Raw genomic sequence first — 23,084 nt, 5'->3', positions numbered from 1 at the left:
GAGCCTGGCGGTGCCGGCAAGCACCGCCAGGCCCAACAGCTCAGCAGGTGTTCAGCATCGAGGCCAGTGCCGACTTCTCCGCGCTGTCGACGGAGAGCGAGTAGTACCACTTCACCTGGATCCAGGCGCGGGCGTAGGTGCAGTGGAACGCGGCGCGCGGCGGCTTCCAGGCGGCCGGGTCCTTGTCGCCCTTGGACTGGTTCACCGTGCTGGTGACCGCCCACAGTTCGGGGCCACCGAGGTCGTTGGCGTAGGTCTGCCGCCGTGAGGTGGTCCACGACCAGGCGCCGGAGCGCCAGGCCTCGGCGAGCGGGACCACGTGGTCGATGTCGATCTGCGTCGGGCTGGTCCGGGTCAGCCCGTCGTACGGGCTGTACCAGGAACCGGAGGTCGGATAGCAGCTCGCGTCGACTGTGACGTTCGTGCCGTCACGCTTGAGGACCTGCTCGCGGGTGTTGCAGGTGCCGGTGACCGTGCTCCAGTGCGGGAACAGGTCCCGGTTGTAGCTGGACTGGTGGGATTCGGCGGCGACGGTGAGCGCGTTGAGTCGGCTCAACGCCGTGGCGTACGAGGGGATGTTGGGTGGGGTGGCGTGGGCCGGCCGGGGGATCAGCACCAGGGACAGGGCGACGGCGACCACCATGGTGACGGCGGCCTTGCGTACGTGAGCCACGTGGCGACTCCTGACTGTCGCCTGCCACGGCGGGTGGGGGTGGCCCGCTGACGGGCGTGACCGGCGACAGTCGGATTCTCGCAAAGATCGTGATCAATGAATACGCCGGCGAACCGAACCGATCGTTAAATCCGGATGACGGACGGCCTACCCCTGGCGGATGGCCTCGCCGGCGATCTCGATGCGCACGGTGCGGCCGACAAGTACGCCACCGCTGTCCAGGGCCACGTTCCAGACCAGGCCGTAGTCCTCGCGGTTGAGCTCCGCCGTGGCGCTGAACCCGAAGATGTCCTGCCCGTACGGGTCGCGTCGGGCACCGCCGAACTCGACCTGGCAGTCCACCGGGCGGGTGATGCCCTTGACTGTCAACTCGCCGGAGAGCACGAACCGGGCGGTCACCGGCCGCGTCGGCGGCGCGGGCTCCTCCACCGCCGCCCGGCGACCGAGCCGGTGGTTCTTCAGCTTGGCCCAGTAGAAGATCGGATCGGTCTTGTCCAGGGCGGTGATGCCGGTGCTGCGGTACTCCAGGGTCGGGAACTGCTCCACGTCGAGGAAGTCGGCGCTGCGCAGGTGGGTGTCGCGGTCGACGTTGGCGGTGTCGAGGCTGGCGGCCTGGATGGTCGCCTGGATCGTCGACTCCAGCGGATCCTCGGCGACGGTGATGCGGGCGGTCGCCTGGCGGAACTCGCCCCGCACCGGGCTGACCATCATGTGTTTGGCGACGAACCCGATCCGCTTGTGCCCGGCGTCAAGCTCGTAACTGCCGGGCGCGGGGATGGACATGCCGTTCCAGATGCGCGTGGAGCCGGTCATCGCTCGCCACTTCCTCCCCCGCCTTTTACTCAAGGCCCAGACCGGCACCGGACGGCCGGACGATCGTCGACGCCCAGCATAGGGAGGTCAGAGGGGGTTTCCCGACCTCGACCAGTGGTGATCGTGAGGACAATCACCAGGCCAGACGCCTCGGAGACGGCGGGCGGCGGGTCACGCCCGCAGAGAACCGTTTCGGCGACGGCTGCGTCCTAACCTTGCGTGATGGATTCAGACGACGCAGCGTTACTGCGCCGCGTCGGGACGGGCGACTGCCACGCGTTCGACGTGCTCTACGCGCGCCACGCACCGTGGTTGGTGCTGCGGCTGCGCCGCCGGTGCCGTGACCCGGAGTTGGCCCAGGAGTTGCTCCAGGAGACCTTCCTGACCGTGTGGCGGGCGGCGGCCGGCTACCGGGAGGACGGCGCGGTGACCGGCTGGCTCTGGGCGGTGGCGTCACGCCGGCTGATCGACGCCCACAGGCGCATCGCGGCCCGTCCGTCCACGGTCGGGTCGGTGGCACCGGAGGCGGTGTCGGCCTGGTCGCCGTCGGCCGAGGACGAGGCGCTGGCCGGGTCCTACGACGCGGCCCTGGAGCGGGCGCTGCACCGGTTGTCGCCGGAACTGCGGGCGGTGTTGCAGGCCACCGTGCTCGACGGGTTGACCGTACGGGAGACGGCGATGCTGCTGGGCGTACCGGAGGGAACGGTCAAGACCCGGGCGATGCGGGCCCGCCGGGAGCTGCGGGAGGCGCTGTCGTGACGGCTTTTCATCTGGACGCCCGGACGCTTGCGGCGTACGTCGACGATGCTCTGGACGACGTCGACGCCTGGTCGGTGGAGACGCACCTGGACCGGTGCGCTGCCTGCCGGGCCGATCTCACGCTCGACGATGCGACCCGGCGGCTGGTCGAGGCGGCGGCGGTGGCGTGGGCCGCCCCGCTGCCACCGCCGGGCCGGGTACGCCCGGCGACCCGGTGGCGTCGGATCCGGGTCCTGGTGGGTGCCGGTCCGGCCGCCCGAGGTGCGTGGCTGGTGGCGGTGGCCCTGACCGGGCTGGCCGCGCTGGGGTTGGCGGTCAGCCCGGTGATGCTGCCGCCGTGGCTGCTGCTGTTGGCCGCGCCGATGCTGCCGGCGGTCGGCACGGCCCTGTCGTACGGGTCGTGGTCCGATCCGTTGCACGAGATGGTGGCGTCGACGCCGCAGGGCGGGCTGCAGATCATCCTGTGGCGCACGCTCGCGGTGCTCGCGGTCACCGCGCCTGTCACGCTCCTCGCCGGCGCGGTGACCGGCGTCGGTATGCCGATGGTGTGGCCGCTGGCCGGTCTCGCGCTCGCCGCCCTGACGTTGGCGCTCGGCTCGCTGATCGAGCCCGGCCAGGCGGCGGCGGTGGTGGCCGGCGCGTGGGCGGCGATCGTGCTGGCGCCGATCGGCGAGTGGGCGGTGCTGGTGCAGGCCGGTCCGGTGTGGCTGGCGGTCACGGCAGCGGCCGTGCTCGTGGTGTGGACCCGCCGGGATCGAGTAGGGAGACGAACCGCGTGAGCGTGACGGTGAGCGTACGAGGATTGCGGGTCAGCTACGGCCGACGGACCGCCCTCGACGAGTTGGATCTCGACCTGGGTCCGGGGGTGCACGGCCTGCTCGGCCCGAACGGGGCCGGCAAGACGACGCTGATGCGGGTGCTGGCCACCGTGCGGCGACCCGACCGGGGACAGGTACGGCTGCTCGGGCAGCCGCTGTCCGATGCGGTCGGGCTGCGGTCGGCCCGTCGCCAACTGGGCTACCTGCCGCAGTCCTTCGGGTTCTATCCACGGTTCACCGTTCGGGAGTTCGTGGAGTACTTCGCCTGGCTGAAGGAGATGCCGGCGGCGCAGATCCCGTTGGCGGTGGACGGGGCGATCGAGCGGGTCGGGCTGTTGGACCGGGCCGACGACCGGATGAAGCACCTCTCCGGTGGGATGCTCCGCCGGGCCGGCATCGCCCAGGCCATCGTCAACGATCCCCGGGTGCTGCTGTTCGACGAGCCGACCGCCGGGCTGGACCCGGAGCAGCGGGTGGAGTTCCGGGCGCTGCTGCGGGAGTTGGGGCTGGATGCGGTCGTGCTGGTCAGCACCCACCTGGTCGAGGACGTCGTGGCGGCCTGCACCCGGGTCAGCCTGATGGACGCGGGACGGCTGGTGTTCGACGGGCTGCCCGCGGAACTCATCGCGGCCGGTGGGGTCGGTGACAGTGGTGACTCCCCGATCGAACGCGGCTACGCCGCGGTGCTGCGCGACGCCCGGACGGCAGCCCGGTGAGGCGGATCCTGCGTACCGAGCTGCGTCGGGGCACGGCGCCGTGGGCCGCGGCGGCGATGTGTGGCGCCGGAGTGTGGATGCTGGCCGTGCATCCGGAGGACTGGGGCGGCCGGTGGGCCGGGCTGGTCAACTACCTGCGCACCTCGTTGCTGATCCTGTGCGCGCTGATGGTCGCGGCGGGCGTGTGGCAGGCCGGCCGGGAGCGGCGGCGGGGCATCGACGAGATGGTGAACTCCACCCCGCGTCCCGGCTGGCAACCGGTCCTGGTGGCGTGGCTGGCGGTGACGCTGGCCGGCACCGTCGGTGTGCTGGTGGCCTTCGCCGGGGCGGCGGTACTGGTCGCGCCGGTCGCGACGTACGCCGGGGACGGCTGGTGGTGGACGCTGCTCGTCGGGGTGCTCGCGTTGGGCGCGGCGACCGCCGGTGGCATGTGCGTCGGCCGGTTGGTGCGGCTGCGCCTGGCCGCACCGGTCGCCGGGTTGGCCGCGTACCTGGGGCTGGCGATCCTGACGTACTGGGACACGAAGAGCGCGGTGTGGCTTGCCCCCGTGCAGGTCGCTCAGGCCGCGTACCAGGTCGTGCCGGGTCGGGTGGTGGCCTGGCAGGCGGGGTGGCTGCTGGCGTTGACCGTCGCGCTGCTCGCGCTCGCCGCCCGACGCTGGTACGCCGCCGCGCTGGCCGGGGCGCTCGCGGTCGGTGTGGCGGTGCCGATCGTCACCGGCCCCGGCCCGAACCGGCTTCTCACCGACCCGGACGCGGTCGCGCTGGTCTGCACGGACAGCGGCCCGCAGGTGTGCGTCGCCCGGATCCACGCGTTCCTGCTCGACGACGTGACCCCGATCGTGCAGCCGGCCCTGGCCCGGATCGAGGGCATTCCCGGCACACCCGACCGGGCGATGGACGATGCCGCCCGGCCGGTCGACCAACCGCAGGTGCCCGGCGACGGGACGATCTGGCTGCACCTGGACCAGCAGGCCACCGTCCGGGGCGGCCTGGCCAACCAGGACTGGCTGGCGAGCGACCTGCGGGCGGTCACGGAACTGAACTGCCGCTACGATGATCATGACCGCGAGGACGAACGGGCGGACCTCACCGGCGGGCTGGCCCACGCCTGGCTGTTCGAGATGCCGGCGAGCCCCGTGGTCCCGGTCGACCGGCTCTACGCGCTGCCGATGCCGGCGCAGCGGGCCTGGTTCGCCGACTACCTGCGCGCGGCGGCCGCCTGCGATGTGGCGGCGCTGATCCGGCTCGGGCAGCCCCGGTGAAGGGCCGCAACGCCGACCAGCCTCGATCGCGCCGCACCGTCGTTGACCAACCTCGGGCGGCCACCGACGGTGGTGGCGCTGTCGCGTGGTCCCGGGGGTACGCGCGTCGGGCCACGTCGACCGGCCGTCGCTTCGCGCTGCATCTGACCGCGCGCGGTGGACCGACGTTCCTGGTCGGGCTGGTCGTGATCGCGGTGCTGGCCTGGGCGGCGGCCGGTTGGTTGGCCAGTCGGCCCTCCTTCGGTGGATCGGTCGCCCGCATTCCGGTGGTCGCCCTGGCTCCCCTGCTGGCCGCCATGCTGCTCGGTCCGAGTCTGGCCGGCGCCGATGAGGAGTTGGAACGCGGCACCCCACTGCCCTGGCGGGCGTGGCGGGCCTGTCATGTGCTGCTCGCCGCCCTCATCAGCGCGGCAGTGCTCAGCCTGGCCGGGCTGGCCGACCCGCACACCTTCGGCGCGTACGCCCTGGTGCGCAACACGCTCGGACACACCGGTCTGGTGGTGGGCGCGGCGGTGCTGCTCGGTGTCCGCCTGGCCTGGCTACCGGCCTTCTGCTACGGCTGCGCCGTCTACGCCGCCGCCCCGCGCGGCACCGACCGGGTCACCGCGATCTGGGCCTGGCCGGTGCAGCCCTCGTCGGCCACCGTCTCGTGGCTGGTCGTCGGTGTGCTGTTCGTCGCCGGCGTCACCGGCTACGCCCTGCGCGGTGCCGGCGGCGGGCACGGTCGGTGGCCGGTCCTGATCCGCTCCCGGCTCAGCTGGCGGTGAGCAGGCCGCGGGCGGCGCGGACCTGGTCTACCGCGCGGTGCAGCGCGGTCACCACCCGCTGCTGCACCTGCTCGTTCAGGCGGGCCGCCGGGATGGAGAGACTTATCGCGTCCACCGCGGGGGTGTGCAGCGGCACCGCCACCGCGAAGCAGACGATGCCCTCGGTGTTCTCCTCGTGGTCGACGGCGTACCTGCGTTCCCGGCTGGCCGCCAGGTCGGCGTGCAGGGCCGCCAGGTCGGTGATGGTGTGCCGGGTCAGCGCCGCCGGGGACGGCCCGAGGATCGTCTCCACGTCCTCGGTGGCGCGTTCGGCGAGCAGCACCTTGCCCAGGGCGGTGGCGTGCGCGGGTAGGCGTCGTCCGATGGCGCTGTAGAGCCGCAGCGGGTGCGACGACTCCCGCTTGGCGGTGTAGACCACGTGCGCGCCGTCGAGTCGGCCGAGGTGCACGGTCTCGCCGAACTGCCGGGACAACTCGTCGAGCACCCCGGCGAGCAGCCCGACCGCGTCGTCGGTGTCCAGGTACGCGGCACCGACCTGGAGGGCGCGTACGCCCAGCCCGAAGCGGGTACCGGTGTCGTCGGCCTCCACCCAGCCTCGCTGCATCATCGTGCGCAGGATGCCGTGCAGGCTGCTCTTCGGGATGCCCAGGTCGCGGGCCAGGTCGCCGAGGGAGCGTCGGCCGCCGGAGGCGGCCAGGGTCTCCAGTACCTCCAGCGTGCGCCCGGCCGACTTGACCGGTTGGAAGCCCTCGGCGGTTGTCATGGCGCTCACTGTAGCGGGATTGACATCCGCGGGATCAGCAGTAGGGTCACATATGTGACTGCCGTTCATCCTTCTGAACAGCCCGCCGACGTCTCGGAGACCATCGCCGCGGGCCGGATCCTGCCGGTCGTCGTGCTCGACGACGCCCGTGCCGCCGCCCCGCTCGGTGCCGCCCTGGCCGCCGGTGGCCTGCGCAGTGTGGAGGTGACCTTCCGCACCGACGCCGCCGCCGACGCCATCCGGGCCATGGCCGAGGACCCACAGCTGCTCGTCGGCGCGGGCACCGTGCTCACCCCCGGCCAGGTGGACGACGCCGTCGCGGCCGGTGCGAAGTTCATCGTCTGCCCCGGTTTCAGCGCCCGGGTGGTGGCCCACTGCCAGCAGGTCGGCGTGCCGGTCTTCCCGGGGGCGGCCACCCCGACCGAGATCCAGATGGCCCTCGACGCCGGGCTGGACACGGTCAAGTTCTTCCCCGCCGAGCAACTCGGCGGCACCACGATGATCAAGGCGCTGGCCGCGCCCTTCCGGTCCGTACGCTTCATCCCGACCGGCGGGGTGAACACCGGCAACCTGCGCGACTACCTCAGCCTGCCGCCGGTCCTCGCCGTCGGCGGGACCTGGATGGTCGCGCCCAGCCTGCTCGCCGAGGGCCGGTGGGACGACGTGACCGCCCTGACCGCCGCCGCCGTGACCGCCGCCCGGGAGGCCTGATCCGCCATGTCCATTCTCGACCTGCGCCCCGCCGAGGACTGCCGCTACGACCTGGTCTCGCTCGGCGAGGTGATGCTGCGCCTGGACCCCGGTGAGGGACGGGTGCGCACCGCCCGCGCCTTCCGGGCCTGGGAGGGCGGCGGTGAGTACAACGTCGCCCGAGGGCTGCGCCGCTGCTTCGGGCTGCGCACCGCCATCGTCACCGCGTTCGCCGACAACGAGGTGGGGCGACTGCTGGAGGACCTGATCCTCCAGGGTGGCGTCGACCCGTCGTTCATCCGCTGGATGCCGTACGACGGCATCGGCCGCAGCGTGCGCAACGGCCTCAACTTCACCGAGCGCGGCTTCGGCGTCCGCGGCGCGGTCGGCACCTCGGACCGGGGCCACACCGCCGCCAGCCAGCTGCGCGCCGACGACGTCGACTGGGACCACCTCTTCGGCGACCTCGGGGTGCGCTGGCTGCACACCGGCGGCATCTACGCCGCGCTGTCGGAGACCACGCCGGAGACCATCGAGGCGGCCATGGTCGCCGCCCGCCGACACGGCACGATCATCTCGTACGACCTGAACTACCGGCCCAGCCTCTGGAAGGCGGTCGGCGGGCAGGCCCGCGCGCAGGAGGTCAACCGGCGACTCGCCCGGTACGTCGACGTCATGATCGGCAACGAGGAGGACTTCACCGCCTCCCTCGGCTTCGAGGTGCCCGACACCGACGCCAGCCTGTCAGAACTGGAGGTGACCAACTTCCAGCGGATGATCGAGGAGGTCACCAAGGAGTTCGACAACTTCCGGGTGGTGGCCACCACGCTGCGCACGGTACGCAGCGCCACGGTCAACGACTGGGGTGCGATCGCCTGGGGCGGCGGCCGGTTCGTCGAGGCCACCCACCGGCCCGGCCTGGAGATCATGGACCGGGTGGGTGGCGGCGACAGCTTCGCCTCCGGGCTGATCTACGGCCTGCTGGAGCAGCACGACCTGGCCACCGCGGTGGAGTACGGCGCGGCGCACGGCGCCCTGGCGATGACCACCCCCGGCGACACCTCGATGGCCAACCGCAAGGAGGTCGAGGCGCTGATGCGCGGCGCGGGCGCCCGCGTCCAGCGCTGATCCACCGCTGAGGCCGTCGCCCGGCCCCGACGCTGATCGGGGCCGGGCGATTGTCACTTCTCGCCTCACCGACCATCGCGGAATCCACCACGAACGTTGAACCATGTGGTTCACTATCGCTATGGTGAACCACATGGTTCAGCAAGATGCACGCCTCGATCGGATCTTCTCGGCGCTGGCCGACCCGACCCGCCGTCAGGTGCTCGTCCGGCTGGGGGCCGCGCCGGCCACTATCAGCGATCTCGCCGAGCCGTTCGCCATCTCGCTCACCGGGATGAAGAAGCACGTCCGGGTGCTGGAGGAGGCCGGCCTGGTGGTCACGGAGAAGGTCGGCCGGGCGCGGCAATGCCGACTGGGCACCGAGCGACTGGACGACGCGATGGCGTGGATCACCTTCTACCAACGGCTCTGGGAACGTCGCCTCGACGGTCTCGACGCCTACTTCACCCTGCGGAAGGGAACGCAACAGTGACCGAGACGCCCGACCTGCACCTGCGCCTGAGCCGGCACCTGCCGGCCTCTCCCGAGGAGGTCTTCGACGCGTACACCGACCCGGAGCAGCAGAAGATCTGGTTCAGCATTCTCGACGAGCAGCCCGGCATCGTGGAGATCGAGACCGACCTGCGCGTCGGTGGCACCCAGACGGCGGTCTGGGGGCCCAGCCGCGACCAACTGTTCCGCGAGACGCAGACCTTCCTGGAGATCGACCGGCCACACCGGCTGGTCACCGAGGCGGTGGGCAGCAGCCCGGACGGCGCCACGATGACCACCCACGTCGAGGTCACCTTCGCACCCGACGGGGACGGCACCCTCGTCACGGTGGTCCAGACCGGATTCCCGGCCGCGGAGATGCGCGACTTCTTCGCCCACGAGGTCTGGGTCGGCGCCCTCGACCGGATCGAGGCGTTCCTGCGCCGCTGAGGGCGGGTCGGGGACGGTCGACGGGGGTCGTTCCCGCCCGCTCACGGGCCAGACAGCCGGGCAATCACGCGTAGGCGAGCAGGAAGTCGACCGTGCCGGTGCCGCCGGGTTGGCCCGGCGGGACGGGTAGGCCGGGTTCGCTGTTCAGGACGTAGAACCCACCGTTGCCGACCAGCCGCGGGGTGACGGCCAGGATCTGCGCCGCCATGCTCGCCCCGGTCGGGCGCACCACACTGTCGCGCAGCAGCGTGAAGAGGTTCGTGTTCAGGTTCGCCACGTGTAACACCCGGTACGACCGGGGGGCCGGAGCGCCGGTGCTCGTCAGTCCCCACACCGGCACGATCTGCGTACGCCACCGCGCCGGGTCGTTGGTGATCGCGCTGTCGTGGTTGTTGAGCTGCGTCTGGATGCCCGAGTGGATGCCGGCCAGGTGGATGTGCAACTGGTCCTGCTGCCGGATCGTCGGATCGGCCGAGTTGACGCCCAGTCCGATGTGCGGATAGACCACATGACCCGGCTGCCCCGGTTGCGCGTTGTTCCAGGCGTCGAGCCAGTAGTTCGGCGCGCTGGAGGTGGCAATGAACGGGCACTCGATGCCGCTGATGCGGCAACTGGGCACGAGCAGGAAGTCGTGGTTGGACCCGGACCCACCGTTGAGGATCACGTAGGTGGGTGTCGTGGCCAGGCACTGCGGGAACGGCGGGCCGGGTTTCGTCCCCTCACAGACCTGCACGCGGTCCCACAGGTCGTACCGGCCGCCGGTGTCGCTCGGGTAGCCGCACAACTGCGACGGCGTGGGGCAGGCCGAGCCACCCGGGCCGCCGGGGTCCGGTGCCGGCGGCCCGGGAGCCGGTCCCCCGTCGGCCAGCGCCGCACCACCTCCCGCGAGACCCCACAGGCCCGTGGCGCCGACCGCTCCCGAGAGCCTGACGAACTGACGTCGGTGGATGTTCCCGGTTGCCCTGTTGTCGCCCATCCTCAGCCTCCGCCCGTCGCGACCCGAGCAGACCGCTCGGTGCCCATCCCCGGTCCCAGCTGGGAGCAATACGGATGCGAGGAATGAACATGTCGAGACTAGGACGATCCGCCCAGAGCTCTGCATCGGCAGCCGGACGGATCCCCTGATCGTGTCGCCTCGGGTCGCCACGCAGAAGCTTCGCCTCCAAGCGCCGGTACGGCCGGTACCGCCGGTTCGGTGGCCGCCTCGGGCCGGCGCGGACAGCGCACGAATGAAGAAGCGCGGCCGGGTACCGGATGTGATCGTGGCTGCGCGGCGTCGCCTACGCCGCCCCGCACGGGCAGCGATCCTCGACAGGGGCAGCGCCCCTCGGTGAGCGCCGCCCGCCCGGGCCACGACGCACTGCTGAAAGGCAGGACGAGCATGGCGCACATCGATCTAGGAATCGATGAAAAGGAATTCCCCGGCATCACCGGCCCGATGCGCTACCGCCCGGAGACGGCGAAGCCGCTCAACGAACTGGCCGAGGTGCTGCTGCGGGCCCCGAACACTCTCCCGGCCGGTGAGCGGGAGCTGATCGCGGCGTACGTGTCCGGGCGCAACGACTGTGAGTTCTGCTGCGCCTCGCACTCGGCGTTCGCCGCCGTACAGCTCGACGAGGGTTACGACCTGGTGGACCAGGTACGTGCCGACCTGGACAGCGCCCCGATCTCGGCAAAGCTGCGGGCGCTGCTGCGCATCGCCGGTGCGGTGCAGGTCAGCGGCCGCAACGTCACAAGCGAACTGGTCGCCGACGCCCGCGCGCAGGGCGCCACCGACACGGAGATCCACGACACCGTGCTGATCGCTGCCGCGTTCTGCATGTTCAACCGGTACGTCGACGGGCTCGGCACCTTCGCGCCCGCCGGTCGGGACGCCTACGCCGCGTCCGCGCGTCAGGTAGTCGAGTTCGGTTACGGGGCAGCGGTTCGCACTGACTGAGCAAACAGCACGGACAAGGGTGGCTACACCCCTCCCCCTCTGCGATGGTCGATGGACACGCCTGGCCAGGCCCGTCACCCGTGAGTTCGGAGGGATCGATGGACCACGCACGTCGTCTGCGCCATGCCGCCGACAGGCTGCAGGCAGACATGGTCGACCAGCTGGGCACCCTCGTCGCGTACGAGTCGGCACCGGGCTCGCTGCCCCATCTCGAGTCCTGTGCCGACCTGCTCGCCCGCTGGGGAACAGAAGTGCTCGGGCGCCCGGCGCAACGGGTCGTGCTCGACGGTCTACCGCACCTGCTGTGGCCGGCGGTCGACCAGCGGGTGCTGCTCCTCGGCCACTTCGACACCGTCTTCCCGATCGGCACGACCGAGACCAGACCCTTCACCGTACGCGGGAACGTGGCGACCGGCCCCGGCGTGTGCGACATGAAGGCCGGCATCGTGCAGATGTTCGCCGCCCTGCGCCTGGTGGCGGACACCTCGACGGTCGGGGTGCTGCTCACCTGTGACGAGGAGAGCGGATCGGTCACCTCCCGGCCGTTGATCGAACGGGAGGCGCGGCGCTCCGGCGCGGTACTGGTCTGCGAGGCCGCGACCCCGGAAGGGCATGTGAAGGTGGCCCGCAAGGGCGGTTCGGTGTACCACCTCACCATCCAGGGCCGCGCCGCCCACGCCGGCGTGGAACCCCAGCGGGGAATCAACGCCACGGTCGAGGTCGCCCACCAGGTGCTCGCGCTGGGCGCGCTCGGCACTGCGGACAGCGCGGGCACCTCCGTCACTCCCACCCTGCTCTCCGCCGGAACGACCACGAACACCGTGCCGGAGAGCGCCAGCCTGGCCGTGGACGTGCGGGCCTGGAGCAAGGCCGAGCTGGAACGGGTCGACCACGCGATCCGCCGGCTGCAACCGCACCTGTCCGAGGCGACGTTGACCGTGTGCGGCGGGATCAACCGCTATCCCATGCCGGCCGAGCTGGCCCAACCGCTGCTGGAGATGGCGCGGTCGACCGCGCTGGCGCTCGGCATTCCGGAGCTCGTCGGGGCGTACGCCGCCGGGGCCTCCGACGGCAACTTCACCGCCGCGCTCGGCGTACCGACGCTCGACGGTCTGGGCGCGGTCGGAGGCGGAGCACACTCCGCCGACGAGTACGTCTGCCTGGACCGAATGCCGGAGCGGACGGCACTGCTGGCCGGACTCGTGGAAACAGTGTCCTCGATGGAGGGTTTCGGCACGCAACTCGTCGCCTGAATCCCGTAACCTGCCTACCGTCGGCAACGGGCCGACAGCGGGAGGTCAACGGCGGCATGACTACGGCACAGCGTCCAGGATCGACCGTCCCCCGGATCGGCGTCGAGGAGGAATTCTTCGTCGTCGACGCCGACCGTGGCGAGGTGGTCCCGGCAGCGGCCACCGTCATCGACCGCGCCCGCCCGGCCCTCGGTGCCCGGGTGGGCGGCGAGATCACCAAACTGCACGTCGAGGCCCGCACCGACCCGTGCCGGAGCCTGGACGAGCTGGGGGCGCAGCTGGCCGAGGGCCGGCGGGCGGTCCAGAGCGCGGCTAGCTCGGCCGGGCTGCGGGTGATCGCCAGTGCCTCGCCGGTGCTCGGCAACGCCGTGCCACCGCCCATCACCGAGGGGCCGCGCCAGGATCGCGGCAACGCCACCTTCCGCGGGCTGCACGACGAACTCGCGATCTGCGCCGTGCACGTGCACGTGGAGGAGCCCGACCGGGACCGGGCCGTGCTGATCGGCAATCACCTGCGCCCGCACCTGCCGGTGCTGCTCGCCCTCACCGCCAACTCGCCGTACTGGTGCGAGCGGGACACCGGTTACGCGAGCTGGCGCAGCGTGACCTGGGGTCGGTGGCCGGTGGCCGGTCCCCCGCCGTTCCTGACCTCCGCGCAGCAGTACGACGACCACATCGCCATGCTGATCGAGGCGGGGGCGCTTGTCGACCACGGGACGATCTTCTGGGATCTGCGGCTGTCGGCGAACCACCCCACGGTGGAGGTGCGGGTGACCGACGTGCCGGTCACCGCCGCCGAATCGGCGGCGCTGGCCGCCCTGGTGCGGGCGCTGGTGATGGTCGCCGGACAGGCCGTGGACAGCGGCGACGAGGGGCCCCGGCCGGTACCGGAGCTGTTGCGGCTGGCGTACTGGCGGGCGGCCCGCGACGGGATGGCGGGCCACGGCGTCGACGTGGCCACCGGCCGGCTGCTGCCCGCCGCCGCGCTCGCCGATCGGCTGGTACGGCTGGTCCGGCCGGCCCTGGAGGAGGCGGGTGACCAGCAGCGGGTGGAGGACTGGCTGGCCCGGCTCGGCGCCGACGGCGACGGCGACGGGGCGACCCGCCAGCGGGCCGCCGCGGCGGCCCGCGGTCGCCTGACCGATGTGGTCGACGAGATCGTCGCGCAGACCGCGCCCGGAGTGCTGGCGGAACAAGAAGGCACACTTACGTAACGACGAACGGCACCTGTCTCCGCGATGCTGGAGGAACCGAACGTCGCACGGCGGGCATCGCCCCCGGTGGCGGCCGGTCCACCTGTTTCAGGGGAGGCCACAGGTGACCCACGCGCATCTGTTACCCAGGGTTCCGATCCAGCACCGGCGTCGACATCCGGCGGACATGGTCCGCGAGGCGGAGGAGTTCGCGGAGCGGATGGCGCAGCGCCGATCCGTCCGGGACTTCGCTCCCGACCCGGTGCCCGAGAAGGTGATCGAGGCCGCGATCCGGGCGGCGTCGACCGCACCCAGCGGTGCCAACGTGCAGCCGTGGCGGTTCGTCGTGTTGACCGACCCGTCCCGCAAGCGCCGGCTGCGCGAGGCGGCGGAGGCCGAGGAGCGCGCGTTCTACGACCACCGCGCCTCGACGGAGTGGCTGGGTGCGATCTCCGGGCTCGGCACCGACTGGCAGAAGCCGTTCCTGGAGACCGCACCGGCCGTCATCGTGGTCTTCGAGGTGCATCAGGGGCCGCACAGCCCGAAGCCGTACTACGTCAAGGAGTCCGTGGGCATCGCGGTCGGCGTGCTGATCACCGCGCTGCACCACGCCGGCCTGGTCACCCTGACCCACACGCCCAGCCCGATGCGGTTCCTCAACGAGGTGTGCGAGCGGCCTCGGGAGGAGCGCCCGTACGTGGTGATGCCGGTCGGCTATCCCGCGCCGGACGCCCGCGTCCCGGACCTGACCCGCAAACCGCTCGACGAGGTCATGATCCGTTGGTGAAGTCCTTGCTGAGGAACTCGACAAGCGGCTCGACGTGCCGGTCCGGGCGACGCCACTCCGCCAGCAGATCCTCCAGCAGGTGCTGCTCGGCGACCATTTGCGTGCCCCGGTAGCGCCGGATCACCGGGTGGATGAAGGCGCTCTCCCGGGCGCGGTCGGGGGTCGGGTGACGCTCGATGGCGAAGACGTCGCCGTACTCGTCACGGCCCCAGCGCAGCGCCAACGTGTACCACTGGGTGGCGTCGGCGAAGCGTTCCACCGCGTAGTCCTCGGGCAGGTCCTCGTAGTGGCGGAAGTCGCCGGTGGCGTCGTCGCGAACGAACGCGTCGCAGAGGTACTCGAACTGGGTCCACAGTGCCGAACTCCAGTTGACCCGGTCGAGCATCAGCTTGGTCAGCGAGGCGGGGTCGGCCGGGGTCGTCGCGTACGACAACGGCACGTCCTCGTAGCGTTCCCGCAGCATTCGGGTAAAGGTACGCAGGTTGTACCGGAACCCGTCGATGAACGGCGAGGAGGCGTGCTTGACGTCGCGGGCCTGGGCGATGGTGCCGGCGAAGTAGAGGCCGTCGACGTTCGTGGACTGCCAGTCCGGGCGCAGGTCGGGCATCCGGTCGTCGCGCACCATGTCGGGGCGGCAGGTCTCGTCGAACAGCGAGGTATCCATCTGGAAGCCGGTGCACCGCACCACCTTGTGGTAGTCGAGCACGGCGGTCTCACCGTCGGCGTGGGTGTAGGTGATCGACACCTGGAAGCGTCCGTCGACCGGCCGGATCTCGTCGATGGTGCAGTCGAGCACCGAGTGCAGCGTCTTGAACTGGTAGCTGTCGAGGATCGCGCCGTACTGGCCGCGTACGTCGCCGGGGTGTTTGGTGTTCCAGGCCAACTTCAGCGGGTGCCGGCTGGCCAGGTGCACCATCGACGCCCGGCCGAGGATGGCCGAGGCGGTCTCGAAGGCGGAGTTGCCCTTGCCGATGACGAGGACCCGCTGGCCCTCGTACTCCTCGGGGTCGACGACCATGTCCTCGTACCCGATCGCGTGCTCGATGCCCTTGATGGCCGGCACGAACGGCTTGCCCCAACCGGTGGCGACGATGAGGCATCGTGCCCGGACCTCGCCCTGGTTGGTCCGCAGGGTGAAACCGTCGGCGGTACGGGTGATCTGCTCGACCGTCGTGCCGAAGGAGATGTTGAGCTGGTAGTGCCGCTGGAACTCGGCGAGGTAACGCACCAGGTCGTCGGCGGCCGGCAGGTACTCCTTGCTGAAGTTCGGGAACAGCAGGTCCGGGGAGTCGTTGAGCAGCGAGTTCCAGTCCCACCGCAGCCGGATCTCGGGATCGGTGCTGTCGGTGTGCACCTTGTTCAGCGAGATGAGCCGGCGGTGCCGGGGGAACCGGCGGAAGAACCCGCCGGGTGAGTCACCACTTTCGAGCGTCAGGTAATCGGCGCCGTGCTGCTGAAGGTAATAGCTCAGCTGAACCCCGGCGGGGCCGGCGCCGACGATGACGTACCTGTGCTCGTTGCTGACCATCCTGCGGGCCCCTTCGACTGAGAGATGAATCCATTGACCATGGAATGCATGACGGCGCGTGTCAATGCCAGCGCGTACCGTCGCGCAAACCGGCAGGTGCCCGAACTGTTGCCGCAGCGGGTGAAAGCGTGCTGGAATGGCTCACATCGCCGCAGCGTGGGGGCAACCGCGCTGGGAACGGCCACGCGGGAGCATCGCGTTTACCGGCAGCGCGCCACTTGGCGGACGTTCGCGCCGTAGCGCCGGGCCACTGCCCGACCGGGCACCTTCCTGGGTACGTCCTGCCAACTCAGCAGTACCGGCGACGAGGTGAGAAGCAGTCATGGTTTCCCGAGCAAGTTTCGCGGGGTGGTATCGACACCGTTACGTGTGGGTGGCGGCGATCCTGGTGGCGGTGTCGGCCGGCGCGGCCGTCGTGGTCAGGACGGCCGGCTCGCCGGCGGAGCCGACGGATCTGCAGGGGCAGATCATGACCCGGATGCGGACCTTCCTCGAACAGGCCGACCCGGCGCAGCACAACCACGCGGGGCACAACCTCGAGCAGGTGGCCAACGGCGAGGAGACGAAGCCGGCGGTGATCTGCGGGGTGCACGTCTACGGGTACGAGCCGTCCGAGGCGAGCAAGCTCGCCGACGTGCAGACGGTCTACGGTTTCCATCTCTGCGGGGTCGCCGAGCAGAAGCGCACCTGGGACTGGGCGGTCAAACTGGCCGGTCCAGTGATCATGGACTTCTCGACCGACCCGCCGGGCGTCCAGGTGGTGGAGGCGACCGAGGACGTCATCTTCATCGACCGGCTGCGGCAGATGTTCCCGCCGAAGTACGCGGAGCCGGCGCAGAAGGAGGCGCTGAGCCCCTCGGAAATGGTCGACCTGCGCCGCCGGTACGACGCCGCGGCGGGGCTGTGACCCCCATTCGGTGACGCCACTTCGCGGTAATCGACACTCATCGGCCCCGGCCAGTTGGCCGGGGCCGATGATTTCAGGTGCCCCTACGCCGGAGAAATGCTTTCGGCGAAGTCGTAGAGGCTCTTGATGTCGTCGTCGAAGTAGGGGCCGTCGAACTGGCCGTTGCCCGGGTTGTCACCGTGACTCACGACGCTGTTGATGAATCCGTACCCGGTGCTGTCGTTGTATTCCTGGAGCCAGGGTCCGCCGCTGGAACCGTAGGTCATGTTGCACCACATCCGGATCTGCTGACCGCCGGGGTTCCAGGTGGTGCCCTGGCAGTAGTACTGGCTCTCGCCGCCGCCGAGGTTGGACGGGTAGCCGAGCGCGGTCACCGAGACGGTGTAGCCGTAGTTCCAGCGCAGGCCGTGAGCACCGACGGTGTCGACGACCTTGAGCCCGTAGGAGCCGCCGTTGTTCATGACGGCGATGCCCATGTCCTCGGCGTAGCTGCTGTTGTTGATCCACGCGCTACGGGTGTTGAGGCTGGAGGCCACGAAGGTGCCGAACGGACGGGCGCCGTTGCGGTAGCGCGGGACGAACTGCCAGTTGCTGTACCACTGGCCACCCCGGCCGCCGTGCACGCAGTGCCCAGCGGTCATCACCAGCCGCCGCTTGCCGCTGGCGACGGTGCTGGCCGAGCAGGAGGCGGTGCCACCGCCGGGGACGGTGAAGTAGACCTTCCCGACGGCAAGCGACTCGTTGACCATCGTCCGGACGTCGTCAGTGCCGGCGATCCTCGGCGCCATGGGTGCCACCGCGCCCGCCGGCCCGGTGGGCTTCGGTGCGAGAGCCGGTGACTCGACCGCGCCGCCGCCGGGTCGGGCGAAGGTCAGGTCGACGGCCGAGGCCATCCGCTCCGGCGTCCAGAACTCCGCGACCTCCTTGGCGATCCTGTCGTTGGTGATCGCCCGACCGTCGAGGGTACGGGCGACGGTGCTGGTGTTGCCGTTGCTCTGGGTGGTGGTGGGACTTGCACTGACGGCCGGTGCGCCCCCCAGGACCAACGCGATCGACATTCCCGCGATCGCGGACCAGCGCAGGGTGGATTTCAAAGAGGACCTCCCTCGTCCTTTGGGCTCCCAATCGGGAACACGGGAATCGTATTGATAAGCGTGTATAGATCGCAATGAACGGGAACTGACGGGTTCCGGACGCGCCAGCAAACACCTTTCGCCCTCACGGGACAGCATTCGATCACCACAATCAACTTTGCAAATCGCGATCTGACTCAGCACTGTCACAGCTTCGACGTAATTGACGAACCGCAGTCGGCAATTGCGACTCAAGCTAATTGACGGAATCGCCACTACCGCGCCCGGACCGTGCCGGCGGGCGGCATGCGAGGGATGATCCCTTCGTGCCCGGTTGCCCGCCCAGGCCCGCCTGCCTGCGGTGGTCGCTGTGCGTGTGCCCTCGCTTACCAAGATCGCCAACATTCCATCCTCGGAAGTTGTGCTATACGGTCGAGGGGTGAAAACCGAACGCCACTGGTGGAACGGCAACCGCACCGTGCGGGGGCGTCGCGACGTGTACATCCGTACTGACGGTGAGTCGTGGGAGGTGGAGGCCCGAGCCGGCGGCGAAGCCGGCCGGTCGAAGATCCACCAGTGCCCCGGCCGACAGTCCGCGGAGATCCTGGCCCGAGCGTGGATGGACGAACAGAGCCGTTGGCAGGTGGTTAGCACCTGATCGGCCGTCGACACGGGCCTCGCTCACCGCTTGTGCGCGGGCGGCGAGGCCCGGCGGCGACGTCGAGTAGACTGACAGCACGGCCCGCCCACCATGGCGGCCGGGTTCGATGTCCCACGCCACGCGCCGCGGCCGGATGGTCAGCGCCGGGCGGGACGTCCCTTCGACGTTCGGAGCCTTCATGGCGGCACGCCGCCCACACCAGACCACCTCATCACCTGCGCCCACCTTCGCCGAGCTCGGCGTGCCCGACGCGCTCAACCGCGTGCTGGCCACGAGCGGCGTGGACCGGCCGTTCCCCATCCAGGCCGCGACGCTGCCCGACGCGCTCGCCGGACGGGACGTGCTCGGCCGGGGACGCACCGGTTCGGGCAAGACCTACGCCTTCGTGCTGGCGGTGCTGACCCGCCTGGCCGCCTCCAGGACGCCACGGCGGGCGGGACGCCCCCGCGCGCTGATCCTCGTCCCCACGCGTGAGCTGGCGACCCAGATCGACAGCGTGATGGCGCCCCTGGCGCAGGCCCTGTCGCTGCGCACGATGACCATCTTCGGTGGCGTCGCCGCGCGACCGCAGATCGCCGGGCTCCGCGCCGGTGTCGACGTGCTGGTGGCCTGCCCGGGCCGGCTGGCCGACCATGTCGGGACCGGCGCCGCCCACCTCGACGCCGTCGAGATCACCGTCCTGGACGAGGCCGACCACATGGCCGACCTCGGGTTCCTGCCCACCGTACGACGGCTGCTGGAGCAGACTCCGCGCGGCGGGCAACGCCTGCTGTTCTCCGCGACCCTGGACGCCGGTGTCGACGTCCTGGTACGCCGGTTCCTCACCGATCCGGCCGTGCACAGCGTCGACTCGGGGTTGTCGCCGGTCACCGCGATGGCGCACCACGTGCTGCACGTCGAGCCCTCGGACCGGTTCGAGGTGCTTGTCGAACTGACCGCCGCACCGGGTCGCACAGTGGTGTTCACCCGCACCAAGCGGGGCGCGAAGACGCTCGCCCGCCGGCTTGTCGCCGCCGGGGTGACCGCCGTCGAACTGCACGGCAACCTGGCCCAGGGTGCGCGCACCAGGAACCTTCAGGCGTTCGCCGACGGCCAGGTGCAGACCCTTGTCGCCACCGACATCGCCGCCCGTGGCATCCACGTCGACGACGTGGCGCTCGTCGTGCACGCCGACCCGCCGGTGGAGCACAAGGCGTACCTGCACCGCTCGGGCCGTACCGCCCGGGCCGGCGCGGCCGGGACCGTGGTCACGCTGATGACCGACGGACAGGTGCCGGAGGTGCGGGAACTGACCCGCAAGGCCGGCATCACCGCCACCACGACCCGACTGCGCCCCGGTGACGCGCTGCTGCGGGAACTCGCCCCGGGAGAACGGACCCTCGTCCCCCGGCCGGTGACCCCGGCAGCCGACGTTCGGCACGACGCGCCGCCCGCCAACGGCGGCCGAGGCCGACGCAGCGGCAAGCCGGCCACGGCAGCGGCATCGTCGACGCGATCCGCACCGGCGCGCGGTGGTGTGGCCGCCTTCTCCGCCCGGGCCCGGCCCAGCGCCCGCCGCGGCGGGCGCTGACCAGCTCGGACACCACCCGGGTTCACCCCCACGAATCCGGCGCCTCGCCGGGGCGGTTGACCGGACGTCGACCCGGGGCCTAGCCCCAGTCCTCGTCCGGCAACATGATCATGTGGTGGGCGTCGAGGGCGCCCGCGATCTCGGCGAACTTCTCCGGGGTCCACGCCGGCGGCGGGTTCCCGGCCGGGTCGGGGTCGTCACCGTACTTGAGGAAGAACTGCTCCGCTCCCGCCGGGCTGTAGAAGACCAGAAGCTTGCCGATCTCGCTGCTCAGGTTCTTGAAGCCGTGGCGGGTGTTCTTCGGGACATAGATGAAGTCGCCCGGACCGGCTTCGAAGGTGCGGTTGCCGTTGAGGAAACGGAATTCACCCGATGCCACGTAGAAGGCCTCGCTCTCGGCCCCGTGTGCGTGTGCCCGGTTCCCGAACCCGGGTGCGACATCGAACGCCAGGAGACTGAGCTGGCCGTCGGTCTGGTCGCCGGTGACCTTCACGCGGGCCGCCTCCTGCCCGCCGTTGACCAATTTGAGGACGCCTTCGTCGTCACGCGTCACGAAGCCTCTCGCGGCGGTCCAGATCGGGTCGTCCTTGGGGGGCAGCTGCTTGTCCATCCCTGTCACCACTCTTTCCGTCGGCACTCAGCGGTAGTCCGCTTCACTCGCTTCGATAGGTTCAAGCTTGAAGCTTAGATCAATAAGTTCAAGCTTGAACCTTGAGTGGCGAGCTTCACTCCTTTTCGGACAGCCCCGAGGGCGGTCGGGCGACCGCCCGGCGGCACGGTGGGCGACCCGGTGCGGCACCCTGAGGAGGTGTACGCCGAAGAATCAGTCGATACCGTCCGATTACCCCGGGCCCAGGCCGGGTCCAGCCCGCAACACCTGCTGGTGACCCTGCTCGGCGAGTATCTCGACTCGTCGGACGCTGATCTGCCGTCGACCGCGGTCATCGCCATGCTGCGGGAGTTCGGGATCAGCGAATCCAGCGCCCGGGCCGCGCTGTCGCGCCTGGTCAAGCGCGGGTTGATCGCCAGGCGTGGGGATGCGCGGCCGCCGGTCTACCACCTGACGCCGCAGGCGATAGCCAAGCATCGCGCGCGGATGCAGCACTTCCTGAACTTCGGTGCCCGTCCCCCGCAGTGGACCGGCGCCTGGGTGCTCGTGTCGTTCTCGATTCCGAGTTCCGGTCAGGCGTTGCGTCACGCCGTACGCAGGTCGTTGAGCGCGCTGCGCTTCGTGGGCCTGTACGACAGCGTGTGGATCCGGCCGGGCTCCGACGCCGCTGTGGTGCGTCAGGCGTTGGACGAGTTGTTGCAGCACGTCGAGGATGCCCGGTGGTCGGTCATGCACGTCCGGTTCGACGAGGAGTCCGGACCGCACGGACCCGCGAGCGCGTACGACCTGGCCGCTCTGGCTGCCGGGTACTCCCGGTTCGTCAAGCGGTACGCCGACCTGCGGGAAGCCGCCCGCAAACGAAAGGTGGACCCGGTCGCAGCGCTGGTGGCCCGGACGTCCGCCATGGACTCCTGGCGCAAGTTCGCGGACTCCGATCCCGATCTGCCGCAGCATCTTCTCCCGCAGCCGTGGCCGCGTCAGCAGGCCCGTGACACCTTCCTGGACATTCACACCGCGCTCGGTGCGCTGGCGCAGGCCCGCCTCGTCGAGGTGGTAACGCCGTACTGGCCGGACGCCGCTTCGTGGGTCACGCACTTCCGCGCGTCGAGCGACCCCGCGCGACCGGAGCCGGTCCGCGCAACGCCGACCGGCCCGCCGTCGCAGGCCGACCCGGATCGCTCCCCACATTGACACTTTTCGTTGCGCTGGTAATAGTTACTGCACACACCGCTCCCCCTTCTCAGTCGCCTGTGGGGACCGCAGCCGGGCGGTCAGGGCAGCCACATCGACTCGCGGCCGGTGCCGACCTTGGTCAGGGCACGGCTGAACAGCGGCCACCGCCACCGCAGGGAGTGCCACCATTGACATCCCCTGGAGGGTGCATGAAAAGGAGATCGAAGGTCTACGCGGGACTCGTCGCCCTCGTCGTCCCGGTCACCTCTGTGATCATGGCGATCAGCGTGAGTCCGGCAAGTGCCGCGGTCGGCGGCTCCGGCCCGTACCCGGCCGACTACGAGACCTCGCCCAGCCTGGCCAACCACACCATCTACCGGCCGCAGAACCTCCCGTCCGAGCGGCTGCCCATCCTCGCCTGGGGCAACGGCGCCTGTTCGGGCAACGGCCTCTCGCAGCACAACTTCCTGCGTGAGATCGCCTCCCACGGCTTCCTCGCCGTGGCCAACGGGGCGCCGAACGGCGGCGGCTCCACAAACGCCCAGATGCTGACCCAGACCATCGACTGGGCCGTGGCGGAGAACTCCCGGCAGGGCAGCAAGTACTACAACAAGCTCGACACCACCAAGATCGCTGTTGCCGGCTTCTCCTGCGGCGGAGTGGAGGCGTACGCCGTCTCCAACGACCCCCGCATCACCACGATCGGCATCTTCAACAGCGGCCTGTTGAACGACGCCGACGACTACCAGCTCAGGCGGCTGACCAAGCCGATCGCCTACTTCATCGGCGGACCCAGCGACATCGCCTACCCCAACGCGATGGACGACTGGGGCAAGCTGCCGGCCGGGCTGCCCGCCTTCATGGGCAACCTCAACGTCGGGCACGGCGCCACCTACGACCAGCCCAACGGCGGGGAGTTCGGTCGGGTGGCGACGCTCTACTTCAAGTGGCGGCTCAAGGGCGACACCGCCGCCGGGGCCAACTTCGTCGGCCCCAACTGTGGCCTGTGCCGTACGCAGTGGACCGTCCAGCAGAAGAACCTGACGCTCGACGGCGACCCGCCGCCCACCACCCCAC

The 23,084-nt window shown here is 70.6% G+C and carries 25 protein-coding genes; 18 read left to right on the top strand and 7 right to left on the bottom strand.

Going from position 1 to position 23,084, the window contains the following annotated elements; translation table 11 throughout:
• Positions 1 to 40 precede the first annotated feature (40 nt).
• A complete protein-coding gene (locus C1A38_RS00125) occupies positions 41 to 673 on the bottom strand; it encodes an HNH endonuclease family protein (RefSeq protein ID WP_199180018.1) in 633 nt (210 codons plus the stop codon).
• 147 nt (positions 674 to 820) lie between these two features.
• Entirely contained in the window at positions 821 to 1,486 is a 666-nt protein-coding gene (locus C1A38_RS00120; protein ID WP_102655774.1) for a YceI family protein, read from the bottom strand.
• Between the two features lie 219 nt (positions 1,487 to 1,705).
• Between C1A38_RS00120 and C1A38_RS00115 the strand changes: the two genes are divergently transcribed.
• From C1A38_RS00115 to C1A38_RS00095, 5 genes are all read left to right on the top strand, one after another.
• Positions 1,706 to 2,245, top strand: a complete 540-nt coding sequence (locus C1A38_RS00115) for an RNA polymerase sigma factor (protein ID WP_102655773.1) — start codon at positions 1,706 to 1,708, stop codon at positions 2,243 to 2,245.
• Entirely contained in the window at positions 2,242 to 3,024 is a 783-nt protein-coding gene (locus C1A38_RS00110) for a zf-HC2 domain-containing protein (protein WP_102655772.1), read from the top strand. Before C1A38_RS00115 ends, C1A38_RS00110 begins: the two co-directional genes overlap by 4 nt.
• Entirely contained in the window at positions 3,021 to 3,779 is a 759-nt protein-coding gene (locus tag C1A38_RS00105) for an ABC transporter ATP-binding protein (protein WP_199180017.1), read from the top strand. The genes C1A38_RS00110 and C1A38_RS00105 overlap by 4 nt, the downstream gene beginning before the upstream one ends.
• On the top strand, positions 3,776 to 5,044 hold the full coding sequence (locus C1A38_RS00100) for an ABC transporter permease (protein WP_102655770.1): 1,269 nt from the start codon (positions 3,776 to 3,778) through the stop codon (positions 5,042 to 5,044). The genes C1A38_RS00105 and C1A38_RS00100 overlap by 4 nt, the downstream gene beginning before the upstream one ends.
• Positions 5,045 to 5,181: 137 nt before the next feature.
• Positions 5,182 to 5,811 (top strand): hypothetical protein, encoded by a 630-nt coding sequence (locus C1A38_RS00095; protein WP_102655876.1) that lies wholly within the window; start codon positions 5,182 to 5,184, stop codon positions 5,809 to 5,811.
• Here the strand turns inward: C1A38_RS00095 and C1A38_RS00090 are convergent.
• Entirely contained in the window at positions 5,798 to 6,574 is a 777-nt protein-coding gene (locus C1A38_RS00090; RefSeq protein ID WP_102655769.1) for an IclR family transcriptional regulator, read from the bottom strand. The genes C1A38_RS00095 and C1A38_RS00090 overlap by 14 nt on opposite strands.
• 54 nt (positions 6,575 to 6,628) lie before the next feature.
• Between C1A38_RS00090 and eda the strand changes: the two genes are divergently transcribed.
• The 4 genes from eda to C1A38_RS00070 all read left to right on the top strand — a co-directional run bounded on the left by eda (position 6,629) and on the right by C1A38_RS00070 (position 9,313).
• On the top strand, positions 6,629 to 7,285 hold the full coding sequence (gene eda / locus C1A38_RS00085; RefSeq protein WP_102655768.1) for a bifunctional 4-hydroxy-2-oxoglutarate aldolase/2-dehydro-3-deoxy-phosphogluconate aldolase: 657 nt from the start codon (positions 6,629 to 6,631) through the stop codon (positions 7,283 to 7,285).
• A 6-nt stretch (positions 7,286 to 7,291) separates the two neighbouring features.
• Positions 7,292 to 8,392 (top strand): sugar kinase, encoded by a 1,101-nt coding sequence (locus C1A38_RS00080; protein WP_102655767.1) that lies wholly within the window; start codon positions 7,292 to 7,294, stop codon positions 8,390 to 8,392.
• Positions 8,393 to 8,525: 133 nt separating this feature from the next.
• The gene (locus C1A38_RS00075) at positions 8,526 to 8,864 is read left to right on the top strand and encodes an ArsR/SmtB family transcription factor (protein ID WP_102655875.1); all 339 of its coding nucleotides are present in this window, start codon (positions 8,526 to 8,528) and stop codon (positions 8,862 to 8,864) included.
• On the top strand, positions 8,861 to 9,313 hold the full coding sequence (locus C1A38_RS00070; RefSeq protein WP_233196536.1) for an SRPBCC family protein: 453 nt from the start codon (positions 8,861 to 8,863) through the stop codon (positions 9,311 to 9,313). Before C1A38_RS00075 ends, C1A38_RS00070 begins: the two co-directional genes overlap by 4 nt.
• A gap of 64 nt (positions 9,314 to 9,377) precedes the next feature.
• On the opposite strand, the gene C1A38_RS00065 is transcribed toward C1A38_RS00070, so the two are convergent.
• Positions 9,378 to 10,289, bottom strand: coding sequence for a CDP-diacylglycerol diphosphatase (locus C1A38_RS00065; protein ID WP_013734646.1), 912 nt, complete (start codon positions 10,287 to 10,289; stop codon positions 9,378 to 9,380).
• A gap of 405 nt (positions 10,290 to 10,694) precedes the next feature.
• Here C1A38_RS00065 and C1A38_RS00060 point away from each other — a divergent pair, with 405 nt between their 5' ends.
• The 4 genes from C1A38_RS00060 (at position 10,695) to C1A38_RS00045 (ending at position 14,485) form a co-directional block, all read left to right on the top strand.
• On the top strand, positions 10,695 to 11,252 hold the full coding sequence (locus C1A38_RS00060) for a carboxymuconolactone decarboxylase family protein (protein ID WP_102655766.1): 558 nt from the start codon (positions 10,695 to 10,697) through the stop codon (positions 11,250 to 11,252).
• 98 nt (positions 11,253 to 11,350) lie between these two features.
• Complete coding sequence (locus C1A38_RS00055; RefSeq protein ID WP_102655873.1) at positions 11,351 to 12,505, top strand: M20 family metallopeptidase; 1,155 nt, start codon at positions 11,351 to 11,353, stop codon at positions 12,503 to 12,505.
• A 56-nt stretch (positions 12,506 to 12,561) separates the two neighbouring features.
• Entirely contained in the window at positions 12,562 to 13,719 is a 1,158-nt protein-coding gene (locus C1A38_RS00050; protein ID WP_102655765.1) for a carboxylate-amine ligase, read from the top strand.
• Positions 13,720 to 13,885: 166 nt separating this feature from the next.
• Positions 13,886 to 14,485, top strand: a complete 600-nt coding sequence (locus C1A38_RS00045; protein WP_102655764.1) for a nitroreductase family protein — start codon at positions 13,886 to 13,888, stop codon at positions 14,483 to 14,485.
• Here the strand turns inward: C1A38_RS00045 and C1A38_RS00040 are convergent.
• Positions 14,469 to 16,013 (bottom strand): NAD(P)-binding domain-containing protein, encoded by a 1,545-nt coding sequence (locus C1A38_RS00040; RefSeq protein WP_102655763.1) that lies wholly within the window; start codon positions 16,011 to 16,013, stop codon positions 14,469 to 14,471. The two genes, C1A38_RS00045 and C1A38_RS00040, sit on opposite strands and share 17 nt — an antisense overlap.
• A gap of 322 nt (positions 16,014 to 16,335) precedes the next feature.
• Between C1A38_RS00040 and C1A38_RS00035 the strand changes: the two genes are divergently transcribed.
• Complete coding sequence (locus C1A38_RS00035; protein WP_102655762.1) at positions 16,336 to 16,920, top strand: hypothetical protein; 585 nt, start codon at positions 16,336 to 16,338, stop codon at positions 16,918 to 16,920.
• An 83-nt stretch (positions 16,921 to 17,003) separates the two neighbouring features.
• On the opposite strand, the gene C1A38_RS00030 is transcribed toward C1A38_RS00035, so the two are convergent.
• Entirely contained in the window at positions 17,004 to 17,978 is a 975-nt protein-coding gene (locus tag C1A38_RS00030; RefSeq protein WP_308441814.1) for a trypsin-like serine peptidase, read from the bottom strand.
• Positions 17,979 to 18,432: 454 nt separating this feature from the next.
• Between C1A38_RS00030 and C1A38_RS00025 the strand changes: the two genes are divergently transcribed.
• Entirely contained in the window at positions 18,433 to 18,651 is a 219-nt protein-coding gene (locus C1A38_RS00025; protein ID WP_102655760.1) for a hypothetical protein, read from the top strand.
• A gap of 181 nt (positions 18,652 to 18,832) precedes the next feature.
• Positions 18,833 to 20,224, top strand: a complete 1,392-nt coding sequence (locus tag C1A38_RS00020; RefSeq protein ID WP_102655872.1) for a DEAD/DEAH box helicase — start codon at positions 18,833 to 18,835, stop codon at positions 20,222 to 20,224.
• 79 nt (positions 20,225 to 20,303) lie between these two features.
• On the opposite strand, the gene C1A38_RS00015 is transcribed toward C1A38_RS00020, so the two are convergent.
• Positions 20,304 to 20,834 (bottom strand): cupin domain-containing protein, encoded by a 531-nt coding sequence (locus C1A38_RS00015; RefSeq protein WP_102655759.1) that lies wholly within the window; start codon positions 20,832 to 20,834, stop codon positions 20,304 to 20,306.
• Positions 20,835 to 21,014: 180 nt separating this feature from the next.
• Here C1A38_RS00015 and C1A38_RS00010 point away from each other — a divergent pair, with 180 nt between their 5' ends.
• Together C1A38_RS00010 and C1A38_RS00005 are read left to right on the top strand one after the other, a co-directional pair.
• On the top strand, positions 21,015 to 22,025 hold the full coding sequence (locus C1A38_RS00010) for a PaaX family transcriptional regulator (protein ID WP_233196535.1): 1,011 nt from the start codon (positions 21,015 to 21,017) through the stop codon (positions 22,023 to 22,025).
• 191 nt (positions 22,026 to 22,216) lie between these two features.
• On the top strand, positions 22,217 to 23,084 hold an 868-nt coding region (locus C1A38_RS00005; protein WP_102655870.1), incomplete at its 3' end, for a poly(ethylene terephthalate) hydrolase family protein.

This window comes from Verrucosispora sp. ts21, from assembly GCF_002879555.1.
GTDB lineage: Bacteria > Actinomycetota > Actinomycetes > Mycobacteriales > Micromonosporaceae > Micromonospora > Micromonospora gifhornensis.
This window is presented reverse-complemented; position numbering and strand designations above follow the sequence as displayed.

Coding starts and splice junctions, on each gene's coding strand:
- C1A38_RS00120 (WP_102655774.1), bottom strand. CDS start 1,486: ATGACCGGCTCCACGCGCATCTGGAACGGCATGTCCATCCCCGCGCCC.
- C1A38_RS00090 (WP_102655769.1), bottom strand. CDS start 6,574: ATGACAACCGCCGAGGGCTTCCAACCGGTCAAGTCGGCCGGGCGCACG.
- C1A38_RS00080 (WP_102655767.1), top strand. CDS start 7,292: ATGTCCATTCTCGACCTGCGCCCCGCCGAGGACTGCCGCTACGACCTG.
- C1A38_RS00075 (WP_102655875.1), top strand. CDS start 8,526: ATGGTTCAGCAAGATGCACGCCTCGATCGGATCTTCTCGGCGCTGGCC.
- C1A38_RS00065 (WP_013734646.1), bottom strand. CDS start 10,289: ATGGGCGACAACAGGGCAACCGGGAACATCCACCGACGTCAGTTCGTC.
- C1A38_RS00060 (WP_102655766.1), top strand. CDS start 10,695: ATGGCGCACATCGATCTAGGAATCGATGAAAAGGAATTCCCCGGCATC.
- C1A38_RS00055 (WP_102655873.1), top strand. CDS start 11,351: ATGGACCACGCACGTCGTCTGCGCCATGCCGCCGACAGGCTGCAGGCA.
- C1A38_RS00050 (WP_102655765.1), top strand. CDS start 12,562: ATGACTACGGCACAGCGTCCAGGATCGACCGTCCCCCGGATCGGCGTC.
- C1A38_RS00045 (WP_102655764.1), top strand. CDS start 13,886: ATGGTCCGCGAGGCGGAGGAGTTCGCGGAGCGGATGGCGCAGCGCCGA.
- C1A38_RS00040 (WP_102655763.1), bottom strand. CDS start 16,013: ATGGTCAGCAACGAGCACAGGTACGTCATCGTCGGCGCCGGCCCCGCC.
- C1A38_RS00035 (WP_102655762.1), top strand. CDS start 16,336: ATGGTTTCCCGAGCAAGTTTCGCGGGGTGGTATCGACACCGTTACGTG.
- C1A38_RS00030 (WP_308441814.1), bottom strand. CDS start 17,978: ATGTCGATCGCGTTGGTCCTGGGGGGCGCACCGGCCGTCAGTGCAAGT.
- C1A38_RS00020 (WP_102655872.1), top strand. CDS start 18,833: ATGGCGGCACGCCGCCCACACCAGACCACCTCATCACCTGCGCCCACC.
- C1A38_RS00015 (WP_102655759.1), bottom strand. CDS start 20,834: ATGGACAAGCAGCTGCCCCCCAAGGACGACCCGATCTGGACCGCCGCG.